Origin of the sequence: Treponema primitia (assembly GCF_046533075.1) — a bacterium.
In the GTDB taxonomy this organism is placed as follows: domain Bacteria; phylum Spirochaetota; class Spirochaetia; order Treponematales; family Breznakiellaceae; genus Termitinema; species Termitinema primitia_B.
The window spans coordinates 22,331-40,852 of sequence record NZ_JAJQRB010000036.1 but is presented as its reverse complement, the minus strand read 5'-3'; the positions used below and the strand labels follow the sequence as shown (position 1 = coordinate 40,852).

At 53.8% G+C, this 18,522-nt stretch carries 17 protein-coding genes; 1 reads left to right on the top strand and 16 read right to left on the bottom strand.

The annotated features are described in order from the left end of the window. Positions 1-9: 9 nt before the first annotated feature. From LQZ19_RS06890 to LQZ19_RS06880, 3 genes are all read right to left on the bottom strand, one after another. The gene (locus tag LQZ19_RS06890) at positions 10-996 is read right to left on the bottom strand and encodes a peptidoglycan DD-metalloendopeptidase family protein (RefSeq protein ID WP_411046928.1); all 987 of its coding nucleotides are present in this window, start codon (positions 994-996) and stop codon (positions 10-12) included. A gap of 64 nt (positions 997-1,060) precedes the next feature. After that, positions 1,061-1,654, bottom strand: a complete 594-nt coding sequence (locus LQZ19_RS06885) for a bifunctional nuclease family protein (RefSeq protein WP_411046927.1) — start codon at positions 1,652-1,654, stop codon at positions 1,061-1,063. A gap of 8 nt (positions 1,655-1,662) precedes the next feature. Beyond that, positions 1,663-2,739: a polyprenyl synthetase family protein gene (locus LQZ19_RS06880; RefSeq protein ID WP_411046926.1), complete on the bottom strand. Its 1,077-nt coding sequence runs from the start codon at positions 2,737-2,739 to the stop codon at positions 1,663-1,665. Positions 2,740-2,790: 51 nt separating this feature from the next. On the opposite strand from LQZ19_RS06880, the gene LQZ19_RS06875 reads away from it, so the two are divergent. Continuing rightward, complete coding sequence (locus LQZ19_RS06875; protein ID WP_411046925.1) at positions 2,791-3,423, top strand: SAM-dependent methyltransferase; 633 nt, start codon at positions 2,791-2,793, stop codon at positions 3,421-3,423. Positions 3,424-3,430: 7 nt separating this feature from the next. On the opposite strand, the gene purD is transcribed toward LQZ19_RS06875, so the two are convergent. From purD to LQZ19_RS06810, 13 genes are all read right to left on the bottom strand, one after another. Continuing rightward, complete coding sequence (purD, locus tag LQZ19_RS06870) at positions 3,431-4,765, bottom strand: phosphoribosylamine--glycine ligase (RefSeq protein ID WP_411046924.1); 1,335 nt, start codon at positions 4,763-4,765, stop codon at positions 3,431-3,433. A 50-nt stretch (positions 4,766-4,815) separates the two neighbouring features. After that, a complete protein-coding gene (gene bioB / locus LQZ19_RS06865; RefSeq protein WP_411046922.1) occupies positions 4,816-5,787 on the bottom strand; it encodes a biotin synthase BioB in 972 nt (323 codons plus the stop codon). Positions 5,788-5,797: 10 nt separating this feature from the next. Next, complete coding sequence (gene purH / locus LQZ19_RS06860) at positions 5,798-7,459, bottom strand: bifunctional phosphoribosylaminoimidazolecarboxamide formyltransferase/IMP cyclohydrolase (protein ID WP_411046921.1); 1,662 nt, start codon at positions 7,457-7,459, stop codon at positions 5,798-5,800. An 11-nt stretch (positions 7,460-7,470) separates the two neighbouring features. Then, the gene (locus LQZ19_RS06855) at positions 7,471-8,625 is read right to left on the bottom strand and encodes an aldo/keto reductase (protein WP_411046920.1); all 1,155 of its coding nucleotides are present in this window, start codon (positions 8,623-8,625) and stop codon (positions 7,471-7,473) included. Between the two features lie 12 nt (positions 8,626-8,637). Next, entirely contained in the window at positions 8,638-9,213 is a 576-nt protein-coding gene (purN, locus tag LQZ19_RS06850; protein WP_411046949.1) for a phosphoribosylglycinamide formyltransferase, read from the bottom strand. A gap of 120 nt (positions 9,214-9,333) precedes the next feature. Continuing rightward, positions 9,334-10,419 carry a phosphoribosylformylglycinamidine cyclo-ligase gene (purM, locus tag LQZ19_RS06845; protein ID WP_411046919.1) on the bottom strand — a complete coding sequence of 362 codons (1,086 nt, stop codon included), beginning with the start codon at positions 10,417-10,419 and terminating at the stop codon, positions 9,334-9,336. Between the two features lie 24 nt (positions 10,420-10,443). Continuing rightward, entirely contained in the window at positions 10,444-11,313 is an 870-nt protein-coding gene (locus LQZ19_RS06840; RefSeq protein WP_411046918.1) for a class II fructose-bisphosphate aldolase, read from the bottom strand. Positions 11,314-11,342: 29 nt separating this feature from the next. Then, complete coding sequence (gene purF / locus LQZ19_RS06835) at positions 11,343-12,785, bottom strand: amidophosphoribosyltransferase (RefSeq protein ID WP_411046917.1); 1,443 nt, start codon at positions 12,783-12,785, stop codon at positions 11,343-11,345. Beyond that, positions 12,760-13,473 carry a phosphoribosylaminoimidazolesuccinocarboxamide synthase gene (gene purC / locus LQZ19_RS06830; protein ID WP_411046916.1) on the bottom strand — a complete coding sequence of 238 codons (714 nt, stop codon included), beginning with the start codon at positions 13,471-13,473 and terminating at the stop codon, positions 12,760-12,762. Before purC ends, purF begins: the two co-directional genes overlap by 26 nt. Further along, positions 13,470-13,964 (bottom strand): 5-(carboxyamino)imidazole ribonucleotide mutase, encoded by a 495-nt coding sequence (gene purE, locus LQZ19_RS06825; protein WP_411046915.1) that lies wholly within the window; start codon positions 13,962-13,964, stop codon positions 13,470-13,472. The genes purC and purE overlap by 4 nt, the downstream gene beginning before the upstream one ends. A 137-nt stretch (positions 13,965-14,101) precedes the next feature. Then, positions 14,102-14,776, bottom strand: a complete 675-nt coding sequence (gene rsmG / locus LQZ19_RS06820) for a 16S rRNA (guanine(527)-N(7))-methyltransferase RsmG (RefSeq protein ID WP_411046914.1) — start codon at positions 14,774-14,776, stop codon at positions 14,102-14,104. Next, positions 14,776-15,906 carry a GGDEF domain-containing protein gene (locus LQZ19_RS06815; RefSeq protein ID WP_411046913.1) on the bottom strand — a complete coding sequence of 377 codons (1,131 nt, stop codon included), beginning with the start codon at positions 15,904-15,906 and terminating at the stop codon, positions 14,776-14,778. Before LQZ19_RS06815 ends, rsmG begins: the two co-directional genes overlap by 1 nt. Positions 15,907-15,925: 19 nt before the next feature. Further along, positions 15,926-18,376, bottom strand: a complete 2,451-nt coding sequence (locus LQZ19_RS06810) for a helix-hairpin-helix domain-containing protein (protein ID WP_411046912.1) — start codon at positions 18,374-18,376, stop codon at positions 15,926-15,928. Positions 18,377-18,522 lie beyond the last annotated feature (146 nt).

Sequence of the window (18,522 nt, the reverse complement as noted above, 5' to 3'; positions counted from 1 at the left end):
TTAATGGCCCTATTTTATCAATGCCCGGGGATTAACCGTAACACCGTTCTTGTAAACCGTAAAATGCAAATGGGGGCCCGTGCTTAAACCAGTGCTGCCAACGTCTCCGATAACATCTCCGGTACGGACATAGGCGCCGGTCTTTGTCCTGACAAAGCTCATGTGGGCGTAAAGGGTCCGGTATCCGGAATGGTGGGTAATTACCACGTAATTGCCGGAGGTACCGTCATAACCAACGGAAGAAACCCTGCCAGCCATGCCCGCCCGTATGGGGGTCCCCTGAGGCGCGCCGATATCAAGACCGGTGTGGAACTGCCGCTCCCGGGTAAAGGGACTGGGCCGGTAGCCGTAGGGGGAGGTAATATAGCCCCGGATAGGCCAGAGGAAAAGGTCCCCGTTGATTTCCTGGAGATCCGTCTGGGAAAGCCGGGCGCCGGGAATAAACAGGCTGGTCTTGGGATTTATGTTTTCCGAAAAAAGCTCGTTTGCCGTTAAGATAGTTTCGGGGCTGGTTTCGTATTTTTCAGCAATAGCAGCGAGGGTATCCCCCGTTTTTACGGTATAGAGGATACCATCCTGATTGGGGATCCTAAGCATCTGGTCTATCTGGAGCAGCCGGGAATTTTTAATCCCATTCAGGGATAACAGGGTATCCTGGTTTAGGCCGAAGGTCTCCGCAAGAACCCCGATGGTATCGCCCTGCTGAACCTTATAGGAAAAACTGAGCAGCATCTGAGGTTTGGAATAGGCCTCCGGCTCCGGCATCCCGGCAAGGGAAGCATAGGCATCGGAATTGAGGGATAAGCCCGCAGCTTCCGGCAAGGTCAGTGCGGCATTTTCGATATAGGGCATACCCATACCGTTTTCGGTATCGAGAATTTTAGACTTGGGGGGCCTTTTAAAGGCAGCCTCCCTCATAATTCCGGGGGAATAACCCGGGAAGGGGGAAAAATAAACGAGAGAAAGCACCATGACTAATCTGACTATTTTTTCCATTATTGTATTTTATACGCTTTTTCTACAATTAGCAATTACAATAATGAAAAATCCGGCATTACGATTATTCATCCCTTCTTTCCTTATCCATCAAGGCCAAAACATCCCGTAATTCCGCAGCCTTTTCGTATTCTTCGGCGGCCACTGCCCGATCCAATTCCAGTTGGAGGGTCTCCCGCCGGGCATTTAATTTTCCTATACTAGTATCGGCAGAAATCTCCGTACTATTACCAACTGCGTCAAGAAAAAATTCTACCGGCAGCCCTGCCTGATCCGCCACCTTTGGGGCAATAAAAACCGGGCATTTACAGCGAACAGCCAGGGCAAGGACATCGGAAGGGCGGGAATCCAGGATCAGTGGGGCTTTTTCGGAAAATTCCCTGCCCGTAAGAAGCAGCCGGGCATAGAAGATATTATCTCTTAAATCATGAACCTCCGCACGGTACAGCGCAAGCCCACCCTTTTTGATAAGTTCCAGAAGCAAATCATGGGTCTGGGGCCGGGAAACCGCCTCCAGACCGAGGAGTATGGACTGGGCTTCGCTTTCCCCGATAAAAATCGGGACCGCGATATCGGAACCCAAGGGCCTCAGAAGCACCGCAGTTCCGTCATCCATCTGGGCGATGGTCCATATTTCAGCTTCCAGCATCTTGTTCATGCTTCCCCCTAACTAATCGAATCGATCAACCCCACAAGCAGATCGCCGGTACTTCCAGCGAAGCTTCCCGCGGTACTTCCAGCGAAGCTTCCCGCGGTAAATGCCTCCCGGGCTTCGGCAATGAGGGAAAGCCCCCGGGCTTTGGCTTCCGCCAGCGCCCCGGAACGATCCAGCTCCGCAATAAGCTCCTCCACCTCAGGCGCGCCTATTCCCAAAACCCCGGCTGCCTGAAAGCAGCGGCTTACCAATGCGGCGTCTTTCTGCCCGTGGAGATAGAGCAATACGGGAAGACTTTTCTTCCCCTCCACAATATCGTCGCCCCGTTTCTTGCCGGGGTTGCCGGTGGTCAGGTTCTTAACATCATCCAGGATCTGGAAGCCTACCCCCAGTTTCTCCGCCGCAGCCCCGAGTATCCCGGCCCATTCATCAATCTTCTCCACGGATATTCCCCCGGAAGCGGCTGCCCCGTGGATACCGAGGATCGCCGCGAACCTGGCCAGACAACCGGTTTTAAGACGGCACATCAGGTCGTATTCCTCCAGGCCGGGCAGAGATCCATGGTCCCGGTGCCAGCTGATATCCATGGCCTGCCCCAGGTGGAGCCGCCGCATATGCTCCCCCCAAAGACGGTACACGGCGTTTTTCAGTTCAAGCGGCGCATCCCAGGCTTCAATACAGGTGAGGGGGAGGAAATACAAAAAGCAGCCGGCATTGATCGCCGTATCGGTTCCGTAGAGAATGTGCGCCGCGGGTTTTCCCCGGCGTTCATCGGAACTATCCTCAATATCGTCGTGGATAAGGCTGGCATTGTGGGGCAGTTCCACCAGGGGAACCAGGGCCAACGCCCCATCGCCCCCGCCAAGGCTCTCGCAGATCAGGGTAGTCAGCAGGGGCCGCCACCGCTTGCCTCCCCGGGAAACAAGGTCCCAGCCGGGAAGGGTTAGGGACTTCACCAGACTTGGGGAAACTGCGCCGGGCAGAGCGGGAAAATTACCGCTCACCCAGGGGAGATCCGGATTTTCCGGCAATTGGGCGTTTAAAACGGCTTCTATTTTTGCTAAGCGATGGGTATACTGTGGATCCATGCCCCATTTTACACGGGGCAAATTGTAAATAAAAGCCCCCAAGGGACAAGCATGGCAAACTACGAAAAACCGGATCACTGGTCTTTAAGAGCACAGAAGGAGGGCTACCCTGCCCGTTCGGTGTACAAGCTGAAGGAGATGGACGAAAAGTTCGGCCTATTCCGTCCCCCCTCCGGCTCGGCGGCGCTCAAGGTACTGGACCTGGGGGCCGCCCCGGGAAGCTGGAGTCTCTACGCCCTGCGGAATTTCCAACAGAAACAGGACAAACGCTGCCTGCTTACCGCCGTAGACCTTTCCCCCCTTTCCCGGCAGTACGACAAGGGTCTTTTTGATGGAGAGAACTTTTGTTTTATCCGGGGTGATATCACCGAGGCGGAAATCCGGGAGGCTATCCACGCCCGGGGCCCCTTCAATCTGGTGATGAGCGATGCTGCCCCGGCCACTACGGGGAACCGTTCCGTGGACACCCTCCGTTCCCTGGCCCTGGCGGAGGCGGTCCTGGGCTATGCCGAAACTGCCCTGGCCGTTGGCGGCAGCCTCGCAGTAAAGGTGTTCCAGGGCGGAGACACCGCTTCGATACTCAAACGCATACGGGAACTTTTTAAAACCGGTAAAAGCTTTAAACCCGAAGCCTGCCGCAGCGAATCCTTTGAAACTTACTATTTGGGACTGGGAAAAAAATAATGGAGACCTACTCCCGTCCTATATCTTTCCTATAAGCCATACCCGCAAAGCTGAGCGCCCCCAGGGCTTCGTAGGCCTTGGTCCAGGCTTGATCGGCATCGGCGCCCCAGGCGGAGGCTGCCAGGACCCGGCCGCCTGAGCTGCGGAGAACCGGTACGGCAGCGGCTTCGTCCAACCGGGCTCCGGCGATGAAGATACGGGCGCCGGTTTTGGCGAGGGCCGCTTCGTTTAGGGTGATAGGGTCCCCCTTGCGGTAGGAGCCGGGGTAGCCGTCGGCTACCGCCACGGGGGCGCAGACCGCGCCGGGCTTCCAGTTGAGAGGAAATGCGGCCAGGGTTCCATCCAGGATTGCGGAACAGAGACCGGCAAAGTCAAAATCCGCCAGGGGGAGCACCGCCTGGGTTTCGGGGTCACCAAGGCGTACATTGTACTCCAGCAGAGAACAACGGTCATCCTTTACCATGAGGCCAAAAAAGATAAAGCCCCGGTAATCCATACCCTCGGCTTCCATGCCCCTGAGGGTGGGTCGAAGTATGGCGGTCTCAAAGTCTTTCTGTGCGATGGGGGTAAAATCCGGCACCGGAGCGATGGAGCCCATGCCGCCGGTATTGGGACCCTGGCCGCCGTCAAAGCGGCGTTTGTGATCCCGGGCGGAAACAAAGGGCTTTATCACCCCCTTGCCGCCGGGCTGTACGCTCACCGCTGCCAGAACCGAAACTTCCTTGCCCTCAAGAAATTCTTCCAGCACCACTGAAGAACCGGCGGCGCCCAAGGAACCATCCTTCATAAAGGAGCTGAGGCAGGACTCCGCTTCGGCAAGGTCTGCGGCAATAACCACACCCTTTCCCGCAGCAAGTCCATCGGCCTTTATTACTAAGGGCGCCTGCTTCCCGTCAAAATACTTTTTCGCATAACTAAGGGCTTCTGCGGGGTTAGTAAAATTTTCGCTTCCGGCGGCGCGGACACCGTATTTACGCATAAATGATTTGGAGAAAACCTTGCTCGCCTCAAGCCGGGCGGCCTCTTTCCCGGGGCCCACTATGGCGAGTCCTTCAGCGCGGAACCGGTCAACGATGCCCTCAGCCAAGGGAAGCTCGGGACCCACCACGGTGAGGGCTATCCCCTCCCGCTGAACAAAGCCGATCAGGACATCCTGCCCCGCTTCTGTTACGGCTAACGCCGAGGGGTCGCCCAAGCTTGCCGGAGTGTTTTTACACTTAGCTTCCGTTGCAGTCCCGCCGTTTCCCGGGGCCGCCCAAACCGTTTCTACATTTGCCGATTGGGCCAAGTTCCAAGCCATGGCGTGCTCCCGGCCGCCGGAACCTATAACTAAAACTTTCATAAACCTATCTTACCATTTTGTTCCTGTCTGTGGAAGACGAAACCTTTGTCCTAGCCCTGTTGGTATTCAAACCCTGCATCGGTGATAATTTTAATGGTATCGTCTATGCCCTGTCCTCCGGCGGTAAGGTAGCCCGAGGCGAATATCGAATCCACCGCTTTGAACATCTCCCGTTCACGGCCCTTCAGGTATACCTCTCTTCCGGCGGCGCAGCGTATATCCGATTTTGGCATCAAAAGCCGGGCAAGGCAGAGGATCTTCAGGCAGTATTCCGGGGTGAGATGAGAGGTATCGCTTCCTTCCAAAGCCGTCCCCTTTAGGGGGAGGAGAAAGTTGATGGGCACCGACTGGGGATTTACCGCCCGCAGCTCAAAGAGCATATCCGCCACATCGGTCTTGTTTTCCCCCAGGCCGACTATTCCCCCGCTGCAGATTTCAAAGCCCAGGCCTTGGAGCATCCTGATATTGGCCAGACGCTCATCATAACTGTGGGTTGTACATATTTGGGGATAGTAGTTCCGGCTGGTGTTGAGGTTATGGTTGATCCGGTTTACTCCGGCATCCTTGAGTTTCTCCGCCTGGGCGGGGCTAAGGAAACCGATGGAACAGCATATATGTGTTCCCGCTTCTTTTTTCAGGCTCCGGACATGGGCGGCGAATTCATCTATTTCCGAATCGGAGAAACGGATGCCGCTCAAACCTATGCAGTGCCGGGCCAGCTTCTTTTCCATAACCGCCTGCCCGTCCCGGGAGAGTTTTTCGTAGGGGACCAGGCGGTAGGTTTCGATATCCGACTTTGCTTCCCGGGACTGGGCGCAGTAGGCGCAGTTCTGGGAACAGTTCCCGCTCCGTCCGTTGGTGAGGAGCTGCACCCCCACGACATTACCCTTGTACTTCTTCCGCAGGGCATAGGCGGCGTCCAACAACTCCGCTAAATCCCCATCATTTAAATCAAGAATGCCCAGGGCTTCATCCTTTGACAGGGGACTGGTTTCAAAATCCTTTTTTAAAATCACGGGCATACCTTTTCTGTTAGTGTTTGAAATGCCGGGTTCCGGTAAAGACCATGGCAAGCCCCAGCTTATCGCAGGCTTCGATAGAAAGATTGTCGTTCTGGGAACCACCCACCTGGATGATAGTCCGTATCCCAGCATCGGCTGCGGCCTCCGCCACGTCCGGGAAGGGGAAGAAGGCGTCCGAGGCAAGCACCCGGGCAGGAGCGCCGTCGGTCTTAATGGCGCCGGGCGCACCTTTTTCAGCGGCCGCAGCAATGGTGTGGGCACTCCGGTTCAGGGCAAGCTCCGCCGCCCAGATACGGTTGGTCTCGCCGCCCCCTATGCCCACCGCCGCAGTATCCTTTACCACCACGATGGCGTTGGACTTTACATAGCTCACCGCCCGCATACCAAAAAGCATATCCGGAATATCCGCACTTTCGGGAGCAGCCTTAGTAACCACATCCCACTTTTCCAGGAGCTTCCGGTTGGATTCCTGCACCAGGAGGCCGCCGTCCACGGAAACACATTCCTGATTCTCCCGGGGGGCCCGGAGAGCCCTCATGACCCGGAGGTTCTTTTTCTTTTTGAAAATTTCCAAGGCCCCGCTCTCAAAGTCCGGCGCCACCACTATTTCTAAAAAAAGTTCCCCCAGTTTTTCTGCGGTAGCAACATCCATGATCACATTGGAAGCTACGATACCTCCGAAGATAGAAACCGGATCGCAGGCAAAGGTTTTGGCATAGGCTTCCTCCAGATTCCGTCCCAGACTTATTCCGCAGGGAGTATTGTGCTTAACCGCAACGCAGCACACCGGTGATCCCAATGCCTTGAGGGTATATCCGGGTAAAAGCCGGGCCACATCATCCTCCCCCTGGGGCGGCGTGTTATCCGCGGGAAGACCGAAGGCGCAGGCCGCTTTCCAGGCCAGATCCAGGTCTCGTATATTGTTGTAACTCAGCTCCTTACCCTGGAGCTGCTCCATGGAACCCAGAGCGCCGGGACGATCCGTATTGATATAGAAAGCCGCCGACTGGTGGCTGTTCTCGCCGTAACGCAGGCCCTGGGCTTTTTTCAGAGATTGGGGCCAATAGCTGGGGTAGGCTTCCGCCGTATCCACAGTTCCGGTTCCCAGGAGGTACCGGGAAATAGCGGCGTCATAGGCGGAGGTGAGGTTGAACACCTTCCCTGCCAGACGCATACGGAATTCCACGGGGACGTGACCGGCCTTGAGGCCCCGAATGGTTTCGGTGTAATCCGCAGGATCCGTAAGGACGATCACATCCCGATAGTTTTTCGACGCGGACCGGAGCATGGTGGGCCCGCCTATGTCGATAAACTCCACGGTCTCCTCCAGGGAAAGCCCGGCCTGAACCTTATCAAAAAACGGATAGAGGTTTACGCAGACCAGGTCGATGGGAGAAAGACCCTGCTTTTCCAGGGTCTCCATATGGGAGGCCACATCCCGCCGGGCAAGGAGCCCTGCGTGGATCGCCGGGTGCAGGGTCTTTACCCTGCCGTCAAGGCATTCAGGAAAACCCGTAACCGCCGATACATCGGTAACAGGGATATTGTTTTCCTGGAGATGTTTTGAGGTTCCTCCGGTGGATAAAATCTCCCAGTCCGCCCCGCTTAAATACGAGGCAAGCTCCAGGATCCCGTCCTTGTCAAAAACACTAATTAAGGCCCGCTTCTTCATCATCTCTCCTGTTATTTTTTAGGCAGCTGCGCCTGGTGTACTTCATCTATAAGGGTCATCCAGTGGGGGATATCAATATGCTGGGGACATTTCTCGGCGCATTCGCCGCATTGCACACAGTGATGGGCCTGTTTTTCTTCCCCAAGTACCCGGTATTCCATCTCGAAACTAAAATTATAGTTCGGCCGATTCCTCGATTTGTTAAAAAGGTAGTTATTGTAAATCGCAAGGGCTTTAGGAATGTCGATGCCCTGGGGACAGTCCATGCAGTACCGGCAGCCGGTACAGGGAATAGACCCGGATGTCTTGTAGGCTATGAGGGCCTTATCGATCACCTGATATTCCTCTATGCTAAGGGGCTTAAAGCTTTCCATGGTACTGATATTGTCCTTCATCTGCTCCATACTGGACATACCGCTCAGAACAACCTGAACTCCATCCAGGGAAGCTGCGTACCGTATGGCCCAGGAGGCGACACTGACATTGGGATTCGCATTTTTAAAGATCAGCGTCGATTCATCGCAAAGGGCCGCCAGGGTTCCTCCCCGAACGGGCTCCATAATATTCACCGGGATATTGTTTTTAGTGAGTATCTTGTACTGCTCTTTGGCGTTCTGCTGCTCCCAGTCCAGGTAGTTAAGCTGTATTTGGGCAAAGTCCCAATCATATTTCTGTGCCACCTGCCTTAACAATTCCGGCTGATCGTGGAAAGAAAAACCCAGGCGGCGTATCAGCCCCTGCTTCTGCTTTTCCTTGAGTTTCTCATAGATCTTAAAGGTCTCGGTAACCTGAAGATGTTCCTTGTTGATATTGTGAAGCAGGTAGTAATCAAAATATTCGGTACGGCATTTCTTGAGCTGCTCCTGAAAGATCCGTTCCACATCCGCTTCGGTCTTTACACGCATCAGGGGCATCTTGGTGGCCAGGTTAAAGCTGCTCCGGTCATACCGCGACAGGGCTTCCCCTGCAAAGGATTCGGAGTTTCCCTCATGGTACATATAAGCGGTATCAAAGTAATTGATACCCTTGTCCCGGGCATAGTCCACCATGTCCAGAGCCTGGGCTTTGTCGATTTCCTGGGTACCGGCCTTTAAGGGCAGCCTCATTAAACCAAAACCCAAAAGAGAAAGCTCCTCGCCGCTCTTTTTAATAAAACGCTTTTCCATACAAACACCCCTCTATTTACTGTTTAACCGTTCAGCCATCAGAGCCGCAGCCTCAACGATGGCGATATGTTCTTCCGTATGGATCCGCTCAGCCAGTGAATCCGCAGTATCGGTGGGCAGCACCGGAACTTTCCGCTGCAGCAGGATAGGCCCGGTGTCGGTACCGGCGTCTACCAAATGCACCGTGCAACCCGACTCTTTCTCCCCGGCATCCAATACCGCCCGATGGACCCGTTCGCCGTACATCCCCGCCCCGCCGAATTTCGGCAGCAGACTCGGATGAAGGTTGACGATACGCCCCCCGTAGGCGCTGATGATTTCCCCTTCCAGTATGGAAAGAAATCCCGCAAGAATGATAAACCCCGCATCCATTTCCCGGGCATCGTGAAGAATCCGGTCTGAAAGCCCGCTGCCCGCTTTTTCGACCAGGCCGGGTATCCCCGCAGCCTTAGCCCGTTCCAGTGCATACGCCGGCCGGTCAGAAATAACTCCGGCAATTCGTCCCGGCCCAAGACGGCCCGCCTTCTCCGCATCGATCAACGCCTGAAGGTTGGTACCGGTTCCGGAAACTAACACTAAAATATTCACTATCATTGCCTCGAAAAAGCAAAATGTGCAAACAGGAACGCTGCTAAAATAAAAATTATTAAACCTCCAAGACGGACAAGGATCGTAAGAAGAGGCGATGGAGGTTTTTTCGCAGTATCCTTACTCAAAACGCACTACCCCATTCCCCGCTTCTACCCGGCCTATTTCCCAGGAGGGGAAGCCCTTGCTATCCAGAAATTCGATAGCTTTTCTGCTGTCCTCAGGCTTCAGGGCCAGCACAAAGCCGATACCCATATTATAGGTATTAAACATCTGTTTCCGTAAGGAGGCGTCTGTTTCAAGCAGCTTTGCACCCGCTTCCCGGGCAGCGGGTCCTTTTTCTTTAAGCCCCGCGGCGCCGGCTGCAATACGGGCAAAGATGGCGGGAATGGTCCAGGAACCTTTTTTTATCACCGCATCAAAAACCGCAGGCGCGGTGAACATACGGGGGATATTTTCGTAGAAGCCCCCGCCAGTAATGTGGGCCATGCCCCGGATGCCTATCTGTTCCAGAAGGGCAAGGATGGGCTTAACGTAGAGCCGGGTCGGTTCCAGGAGGGCATACCCCAGGGACATGCCGCCAAAATCCTCATGTAAGTCCGGCAGAGACTTGCGGATCAGGCTGAAGCCGTTTGAATGGGGACCCGATGAAGCTGCACCTACCAGGACATCCCCTTCCTTAATATTCCTGCCGTCAATAATATTTTTCTTATCAACGATACCCACGGAAAATCCCGCAATATCGTACTTTCCCTCGTCGTAAAAACCGGGCATTTCCGCAGTCTCGCCCCCTAAGAGGACGCTCCCGGTTTCCCGGCAGCCCACGGCGACGCCCTTAACCAGTTCCGCAGCCACATCGGCGTCCAGTTTACCGCAGGCAAGGTAGTCCAGGAAAAACAGAGGACGGGCGCCATGACAGATTACATCGTTTACACACATGGCCACACAATCGATACCCACGGTGTCATACTTTTTCAGCTGAAAGGCAATGTCCAACTTGGTCCCAACCCCATCGGTCCCGGAGACCAGGACCGGTTCTTCCATGCCTTTCCCGGCGCGGATAAGATCCCCAATGGAGAGCATCCCCGCAAAACTACCTATGCCGTTCAGCACCGAGGCGTTGGCGGTGGAAGCCGCCAGGTCCCGGTATTTTCCCACCGCCCGATAGCCTTCCTCAATGTTGACACCCGCCTGCTTATAATCCATCAAATATCTCCATTTCCGATTTCACTATACCTTTTTTGTTCCGAATATTATCATATGCTCTTTAAGATAATCCGCAGCGGCCCTCGTACCCGCAGTAATTATTTCTTTGAAATAAATTTTATCACCCATAGCTTTAGCAGCATCATAGGTAGCCTTTCCCCCGGCGAGCTGGGTATAAGTACCAAAGTTTATTTTCACAATACCATTTTTAATAGCTTCCTTGAACTGTTCGGGCTTCAAACCGGAAGAACCATGCATCACCAAGATGGCATCAACGGCCTCACGAAGTTCGCTTATGCGTTTATAGTTAAGAACCGGTTCGGAGCTATATACCCCATGGGCAGTTCCTATTGATACTGCCACAAGATCAATTCCACTTTCGGCAACATACTTTTTTGCATCGTCAACTTCAGTATAAGGAACTTCGGAGGAGTTTACATGACCCCCAATATGTCCAATTTCACCCTCTACTAAAACATCACAGGCCCGGGCAGCTTCAACAACCTTCTTGGTCAACTTAATGTTCTCATCAATAGGCTTCATAGAGGCATCGATCATAACAGAAGCGTGGCCGTTTTGAATGCCCCGAATACAACCTTCGTAAGTGGGGGTATGATCAAGATGAAGAATTGCCGGAATAGGAGACGCCTTGGATCGTTCCAGAAGAAAATGATTAAAATTCCGGGCCGCGAATTCCGGCATGTTACTCCCTTCAGGAGAGCTGGGATCGAAATAATCCCAGGTACTTATCATAACCGGAACCCCCAGTTCCTCTGCAGCAACAAAGGTTGCTTCCGCAGTCATGTAGTCAAAAACATTAAATGCCCCTATGGCGAAATGTTCCCGCTTTGCCTTAACCAATAGTTCTTTCGAATCGCTTCCGTTCAACAACACAAAATGTCTCCAAAAAATATAAATTTATCCTAGCCCGTTTCTCCCGAAACCGGGATAGGATATTCTCCGATAAAACAGCCCAGACAATAGGATCGGTCCTCATCGGCGTCCAAGGACTCCAAAAGACCCTCCACGGAAATAAACGCAAGACTATCCGCACCCAGGGACTTGCAAAGCTCGGTAACACTATTACCGTTACTGATAAGATCCTTCCGGTGAGGTGTGTCAATGCCAAAGTAACAGGGGAACCGTACCGGAGGGGAACAAATCCGGATATGAACTTCCTTGGCGCCGGCATTCCGTAAAATAGAAACCAGGCGTCTGCTGGTGGTACCCCGGACTATTGAGTCATCGATGATCACCACCCGCTTTCCCCGGACTTCCCGGTGGATCACGTTATGCTTTACCGAAACTGCCTTTTCCCGCGTCTGCTGATCCGGCGCAATAAAGGTGCGCCCAACATATTTACTCTTTACTATGCCTAAACCGAACAGTGTTCCTGTTGCCCTGCCGTACCCTATGGCAGCGGGAACCCCCGAGTCGGGCACCCCGATAACCAGATCCGCGGAAACCGCCGATTCCCGGCCAAGAATTTCCCCTGCCCGTATCCGGGAACCATAAACATCGATCTTGTCAATAATACTATCGGGCCGGGCAAAGTAGACATACTCAAAGGAACAGACCGCCCGCCGGGTTTTCTCACTAAAGCTGAAGGAGAGGACCTCATCATTATTGATGATAATAAGTTCCCCGGGCTCTATGTCCCGGACAAATTCCCCTCCCACAGCATCAATGGCGCAGGACTCGCTGGCTAATACCCAGCCCCCGTTGATCTTCCCCAGGCACAGGGGCCTGATCCCGTTGGGGTCACGGGCGCCAACCAGGGCGTCGTCGGTAAGGACAACCAGGGCGTAGGAACCTTTAATAAATTTGATCGTATCGGTCAGGGCTTTTTCCAGCCCCTTCTTGTAGTTTTTGGCGATCAGATTGACGATAACTTCGCTGTCGCTGGAGGATGTAAACCCGATGCCGGCGTCCTCCAGGAGTTCCCGGACCACATCAGCGTTAGTGAGGGTACCGTTATGGGCCACCGCGATGGACCCCAGCTTAAAGCGGCTTACAAAGGGCTGGGCGTTTTCGATGAATGATCCGCCGGCGGTGGAGTAGCGCACATGGCCCACTGCGGCGGAACCCTTGAGCTGGGCAATGATGTCGGAGTTAAAGACATCACCCACCAGGCCCATCCCCTTCCGGCAGTCGATTAGTTTTTCGTGAACAGCGGCGATACCGGCGCTTTCCTGCCCACGGTGCTGCAGGGACAGCAGCCCGTAGTAGGCCAGGGAAGATGCATCCCGCGCCGGGTCGTTGAGAAAAATCCCAAAAACCCCGCACTCCTCATGGAGTTTGTCTTCATCAGGAAGACAAACTCCATGCTGAAGTTTGTCGTCATCCAATTCTATTGAGGATTTCAATATACGCTTCCTTCACGTTTCCCAGGTCACGGCGGAACCGATCCTTATCGAGCTTTTCGTTGGTCTTGGCGTCCCAGAAACGACAGGTGTCCGGGGAAATCTCATCCGCCAGCACCAGTTCACCCGTATTGGTTTTCCCGAACTCAAGTTTGAAGTCAATAAGTTTGATACCCTTCTTTAGAAAAAATGCGGAAAGAACATCGTTGATCTTAAAGGTAAGGGCCTTAATTTTTTCGATTTCCTCAAAGCTTGCGGCGCCGATGGCCACTGCGTGGTAGTCGTTGATCAGGGGGTCCCCCAGGGCATCGTCCTTATAGGAAAGCTCGAACACCGTAGTTTTAAGCTCCGTCCCCTCGGCAAGGCCCAGGCGTTTTGCCATGGACCCGGCGGCCACATTCCGGACTATCACCTCCAGGGGAACGATGGTAACCTTTTTGCAGAGCATATCCCGCTCGTTAAGGCGGGAGATAAAATGGGTGGGAAGGCCGGATTTTTCCAGCAGTTCGAAAAGCCCGGAGGCGATCTTATTGTTCATCACCCCCTTATCCTCGATCTGGCCCTTCTTTTCCCCATTAAAGGCGGTGGCATCATCCTTATAATGGATGATAACCTGATCCGGGCTGTCTGTTGCGTAAACCTTCTTCGCCTTGCCCTCGTACAGCTGGGCTCCCTGCTTGACTTCACTCATAGATCCACTCCCCCGTTATTTACTAACGAATTGTCCCGGGCAAAATCGGCCTTCATTTTGACCCTAAAGGCCGCCAATTTATCCTTCATTTCTGTATATTTAAGGGCAAGAATTTCGCAGGCAAGGTAGGCCGCATTGGCGGCGTTGTCCACCCCAACGGAAGCCACCGGAATAGGCTTAGGCATCTGGACTATGGAAAACAGGGCGTCCAGGCCGCCGAGCCCGCCGGACGAGATGGGCACCCCGATTACCGGGACAAGGGTCTGGCTGGCGATAACCCCGGGCAGGTGAGCCGCAAGCCCCGCCCCGGCGATAATCACCTCAACCCCCCCGGTTTCCAGCTTTTTGAGGGTTTCGGTCAGCAATTCCGGGACCCGGTGGGCCGAAATGATATGGGCGGAGAAATCCACCCCGAATTCCCGAAGGACATCGGCGGCTTTCTTCATCACAGGCTTATCCGACTGAGACCCAAAGATAATGGCGGCTTTCATGATAGTGAAAATTTACCACGTACGGGGAACCCTGAACAAGGGGGGAGAGCCTTACCATAGGAATTCCAAATTTAACCACGGACCACACGGACAAAGACGATAATATAGAGTTTGTCCGTGCGGTCGGGGGTTATTTCTTAAATCCTCGGTCTTATGATCACCAAGTGGCGTTCCTCATCCAGGAAAGGGACCGGACAGGGGATGGACTCCCAGGAACCGAGCAGTTCCCTGACAGCATCCATTTCCGCCGCAATCTTTTCCTGCCGGCCCTTATAGGCGGCCAGAACACCCCCGGGCATCAGCAGCCGAAAAAGCCCCTTGAGGATAGCGGGGTCCAGGGGACGGAAGGCCCGAAACGTAATTATCCCAAAGCGGAACCGGGGAGCCTTTTCCATTTCCCGCTCTTCCACCGACGCATTGGACAGGCCAAGAGCCGGCAAAACATTTCGAAGAAATTCCGCCCGTCTGGTCTTCCGCTCTATAAGGGTGAAGGAGCAATCCGGCAGGGTTATGGCCAGGGGTATCCCCGGAAGCCCCGCCCCGGAACCCACATCGGCGATAGGAGGAACGTTCCCTTGTTCCCGAATCAAGCGCTGCAGGATCCCCAAGGGAGAGAGGGAGTCCAGGATATGCCGTATCACCAGTTCCCGGTGTTCCGTGGCGCCCACCAAGCTGAGAGTAGGATTATGGAGTTCAATCGCTTTTATGTATTTAGTAAGCAAGTGAAGCGCCCTGTCATTACCCCTGCCCAGGAGCGCCTCTATATCCGGATCTCCCTGGCATAAAAGGGCAAGCCCTTCCTCCAGGACCATTAATCCGTGCTCCGGCGCTTGCCGGCCTTATGCTTGTACATGAGGCTGTCAATGTGGGAAAGAAAGGCTTCTATAGATTGGCCGCTATTAGGGATAAACACATCGTAGCCGTAACTGATTTGAATAGTGTAGGGACGTATCTTCTTTTCATTTTGATTATCTATAGCCTGCTGTATCCGTTCCATGAGCCGGATAACATCACTCTCTTTCTTAGCGGCTAATACAAATTCATCCCCGCCGTAGCGGGCGGCAAAATCGGAATTCCGGATACAGCCCTTAATAATGGCCGCCATATCCCGCAGGGCATTATCCCCCTCCAGATGACCCAGGGTATCGTTGATCTCCTTAAAGTGATCCATGTCTATCATCACCACCGAGTAGGGCTGCTTTGCGTTCTGACCGGAAACCTGATTGATAAACTCATTAAAGCTGTACCGGTTCCCGATACCGGTGAGGCTGTCGATTTTTGAATCCGACTGGACGATAAAAAAATATGCGTAGAGAAGAGCCGAGGTAAAACAAGGCCAGATCAGGCCGACTGTTTTAAAAAGTATATCTATAGAAGAACCCAGACCGGTAAAGAGGATAAAAAAGAAGCACAGATAAGCCTGGGATGTTCTAAAATTTTTTGCCAGAAAAAATATATCAACGAGTACCATCACTACGGGAAAATAACTAATGATAAGGCGGAGAAAATATTTATTCCCATACTGAAATACATTACCCGGTGTAAGATAAAAATAAAAATCCAGATGCATGTTGATAAGCAGGAGAACCCCATTGAGGATAAACATGGCCCAGGCAATTTTGGCAATCCTTTTTGTCCGTTCCTTTTCCTTAAAAGTTAAATAATCAATAAAGATAAAAACATAATAAAATGAGGCGATCTGAAAAATAAAGAAAATCAATAAATCAACATACAACACATAACGGACTACCGTTCCCGGAACACCGTTGAGCGAATAGAAAACAAAGTCCGCCAGCATTGCTACTATGGCAGTCAGCAGGATGTGGAAAAAAGCATTCCGCTGAAAACCATCGGTATTATACTTCCGAAAATAATCAGCAAAGATGAGGATAATTACCAAAGCTGATCCAATAATGGAATTCAGCACTACAGATATATGCACCTTTTTTACTTATCCTCCCTTATTTCTTTTCCTTCATTTTTTTCAGGGCCTCCGCAAAGGGGTTGTACATGGTGCCGTCATCGTCAGGGTTACTGCGGTCCCTGGAATTACGCAACGTACCGCCGCCGCCCGTGTAGCCGGACCCGCCCCCGGACCTGCCGGACCCGGCGCTTACGGAACCGCCGTTACCGCCACCATGGCCGATGTTTCCGGCCTCCCCTGCTTTCCTGACCACCACAAGCTTTTTCTTTCCTTCGCCGCCCGCCGCTTGAGGGGCTTTTGTCCCCCGCTCTTGGGCGTGTTCCTGTTTCGGCTGGGCTGAATCGCTTTTCCGGGACAGGCTGATCCGGCGGCGGTCACGGTCCAGGCCGATGATGCGGAATTCCAGCACATCCCCCACCTTAACCGCGTCCATGGGGTCCTTCACAAAATGATCGCTCAGTTCGGAAATATGCACCAACGCTGTTTCTTTGATACCTAAATCGACAAAAGCCCCGAAGTCAACCACGTTTTTTATCTTCCCGGTGATCATCATCCCTTCGCTGAGATCTTCGAAGGTCACCACCCCCTTCTGCATGATGGGTTTGGGGAACCCTTCCCGGGGGTCCCGGTTGGGCTTTTTCAATTCCTCCACAATATCGCTTATGGTGGTGTCCCCCACGTTGTACTGCTCCTTCAGAGCCTTGGCTTCTCCGGCGGCAAGGTTACCGGTGGTAGTAATAGTGTTTCTGATGACCCGCGCTATGGCGTAGTTTTCCGGGTGCACCCAGGTATTGTCCAGAATTTCCGGGCTTTCGGGGATCTTGAGGAACCCCGCGCATTGTTCAAAGCTTTTCGGCCCCATGCCGGGCACCGAGGTAAGCTCTTCCCGGCTGGCGATCTTTCCCTTCTCGTCCCGGTACTTGACGATCTTCTTGGCCAGGGGGCCGTTAATCCCCGACACGTAGCGCAGCAGGGAAGCGCTGGCGGTGTTGAGGTTCACACCAACGTTGTTCACCACCGAAGAGACCACCTCGTCCAGGGTTTCGGAAAGCTTCTTCTGGTTCACGTCGTGCTGGTAGAGCCCCACCCCGATGGACTTGGGGTCGATCTTTACCAGTTCCGCCAGGGGGTCCTGGAGACGTCGGCCAATCGAAATAGCCCCACGGATCGTCAGGTCCAGCTCGGGGAATTCCTCCCGGGCAATGTCGCTGGCGGAGTACACCGAAGCGCCGTCCTCGTCCACCACGGTGTAGAGGACATCCAGGTTGTTTTCGGCAATAAGCGCCGTAACAACTTCCTGAACCTCCTTGGAACCCGTCCCGTTCCCCACGGCGATAAGCTGCACATCGTAGTTCTTGATACCGCTCAGGAGGAGCCGCTTGGCCTCCTCGACCTTGTGGTTGTAAATAACAAAATTGGCCAGATACTTCCCCGTATCATCCAGAAAGGCGCACTTGGTCCCGGTCCTGATCCCCGGGTCCACGCCCAATACCCGGGTACCCTTAATGGGCTGCTGCATCAGCAAGTTCTTGAGGTTCTGGCTGAACACGGAGATCCCGTGATCGTCCGCGGTGTCGCTCTGGTCCCCCCGGAGCTCCCGGATAACCGCCGGGGAGAGGAGCCGTTTAAGCCCATCCTCAATGGCGGTTTTATGGTAATCGTTATTGATACGGTACTTCCGCTGCAAAAGTTCCGCCGCGGTGTTTTCGTCCACGTCGATGGTCACCTCCAGAAGCCCCTCCCGTTCACCCCGGTTTATGGCCAATACCCGGTGGCTCTTTATCTGGGACAGGTTTTCCGTATAATCCCAGTACATCTGGTAGGTGGAGGTCTTCTTAAGCTCCTCGTCCCCCACACCCTTGACGATAATCCGCCCGTCCTTCCCGTAGAAGCTCTTGACGGCCGCCCGGTTTTCCGGCTCCTGGGCTGCCCGCTCGGCCAGAATGTCCATGGCCCCCTGGAGCGCCTCTTCGGCGGTGGCCACCGACAGGGCGGGGTTTTCGGCATCTTCCCGTATAAACTCCGCCGCCTTTTGTACCAGAGCGGCGTCTTTCAGTTCCAACATGGCGTCGGCCAGGGGTTCCAGGCCCTTTTCTATGGCGGCCATGCCCCGGGTTTTCTTCTTCCGTTTATAGGGGAGGTAAATATCCTCAAGCTCCGTTAAGGTCGCCGCCTTGGTTATATTTTCGTAGAGGGATTCGGTAAGTTTTCCCTGGTCAAAGATCCCCCGGACAATCTCCAGCCGCCTGGTTTCCAGGTTTTTCCCGCTGGAAAACAGGTGATCCACGTCCCGAACCTGGACCTCGTCCAGGGTGCCGGTCTGCTCTTTCCGGTACCGGGCGATAAAGGGAACCGTACTCCCCTCCCCCAAAAGGCCGACCACCGCCGAAACCTGCCCCAGGTTTACCCCCAGGCGCTCGGCAATACCCTTCATGATGCTTACTTCGTTGACCGTTAGGCCATCGATAAATTCCTGCGTTAATTCCATATAAGGGTAGTGTATCACAAGTCGGGATCTTTTTTCCAGATGATTTGTAACCGGGAGTAGTCCAGGCCCCGGCACCGGCGGCTGGGGCTTTACATGCTCCCCTAAATCGGTAATACTATACCATGGCTGGTCAAAAAGGCCATTGG